Below are 1,728 nucleotides of genomic sequence, written 5' to 3' on the forward strand. Positions count from 1 at the left end.
GGGGGGAGCGTGGGAACCTGGCGGGTAGTAGTCAAGCGATGGGGTGACGCAGGAAGGTAGCTGATCCCGGCCGGTGGTTGTGCCGGGGTAAGCGTGTAGGCCGTGCCATAGGCAAATCCGTGGCGCATGTAGGCTGAGACGTGATGCCGAGCCGATTCAGGTGAAGTCAGTGATCCTATGCTGCCGAGAAAAGCCTCTAGCGAGTTCTTAGCGGCCCGTACCCCAAACCGACACAGGTGGTCAGGTAGAGAATACCGAGGCGATCGGGCGAACTGTGGTTAAGGAACTCGGCAAATTGCCCCCGTAACTTAGGGAGAAGGGGGGCCGGAGACGTGAAGCCCCGCGCGGGTGGAGCGTTGTATGGCCGCAGAGAGCAGGGGGAAGCGACTGTTTACTAAAAACACAGGTCCATGCGAAGAAGTAATTCGATGTATATGGACTGACGCCTGCCCGGTGCTGGAACGTTAAGGGGACCTGTTAGCTCTTCGGGGCGAAGCGGAGAACTTAAGCGCCAGTAAACGGCGGTGGTAACTATAACCATCCTAAGGTAGCGAAATTCCTTGTCGGGTAAGTTCCGACCTGCACGAATGGCGTAACGACTTCCCCACTGTCTCAACCACAGGCCCGGCGAAATTGCATTACGAGTAAAGATGCTCGTTACGCGCGGCAGGACGGAAAGACCCCGGGACCTTTACTATAGCTTGACATTGGTATCTGAATTAGCTTGTGTAGGATAGGTGGGAGCCGGTGAAGTCCATACGCCAGTATGGGTGGAGGCAATCTTGAAATACCACTCTGGTTGATTTGGGTATCTAACTTCGGACCGTTATCCGGTTCAGGGACAGTGTCTGGTGGGTAGTTTAACTGGGGCGGTTGCCTCCTAAAGGGTAACGGAGGCGCCCAAAGGTTCCCTCAGCCTGGTTGGCAATCAGGTGTTGAGTGCAAGTGCACAAGGGAGCTTGACTGTGAGACTGACAGGTCGAGCAGGGACGAAAGTCGGGACTAGTGATCCGGCACTGGCATGTGGAAGCGGTGTCGCTCAACGGATAAAAGGTACCCCGGGGATAACAGGCTGATCTTCCCCAAGAGTCCATATCGACGGGATGGTTTGGCACCTCGATGTCGGCTCGTCGCATCCTGGGGCTGTAGCAGGTCCCAAGGGTTGGGCTGTTCGCCCATTAAAGCGGTACGCGAGCTGGGTTTAGAACGTCGTGAGACAGTTCGGTCCCTATCCGCCGTGCGCGTAGGATACTTGAGAAGGGCTGTCCCTAGTACGAGAGGACCGGGACGGACGAACCTCTGGTGTGCCAGTTGTCCCGCCAGGGGCACGGCTGGTTAGCTACGTTCGGAAGGGATAACCGCTGAAAGCATCTAAGCGGGAAGCTCGCTTCAAGATGAGGTATCCCACCCACTTTGTGGGGTAAGGCCCCCAGCTAGACGACTGGGTTGATAGGCCGGAAATGTAAGCCCGGTAACGGGTTCAGTTGACCGGTACTAATAGGCCGAGGACTTGACTACTAAGCTGCTACGCGTCCACTGTGCAACTCTGAACAAACACCGAACCCCTTGTGTGGGTTGTTGGTTGATATGTTCATAGAGTTACGGCGGTCATGGCGGAGGGGAAACGCCCGGTTACATTCCGAACCCGGAAGCTAAGCCCTCCAGCGCCGATGGTACTGCACTCGGGAGGGTGTGGGAGAGTAGGACACCGCCGGACAATCTTCCAGT

General features: G+C 56.5%; 1 rRNA gene and 1 other annotated feature (1 of these 2 cut by a window edge). The gene reads left to right on the forward strand.

The window, feature by feature from the left end:
• Positions 1 to 1,517: a sequence feature (most likely nonfunctional fraction of RNA operon), on the forward strand (it extends 2,926 nt beyond the left edge of the window).
• An 83-nt stretch (positions 1,518 to 1,600) separates the two neighbouring features.
• Positions 1,601 to 1,717 (forward strand): 5S ribosomal RNA (rrf, locus tag AB0B02_RS31780).
• Positions 1,718 to 1,728 lie beyond the last annotated feature (11 nt).

This window comes from Micromonospora sp. NPDC049240, from assembly GCF_040647835.1.
In the GTDB taxonomy this organism is placed as follows: domain Bacteria; phylum Actinomycetota; class Actinomycetes; order Mycobacteriales; family Micromonosporaceae; genus Micromonospora.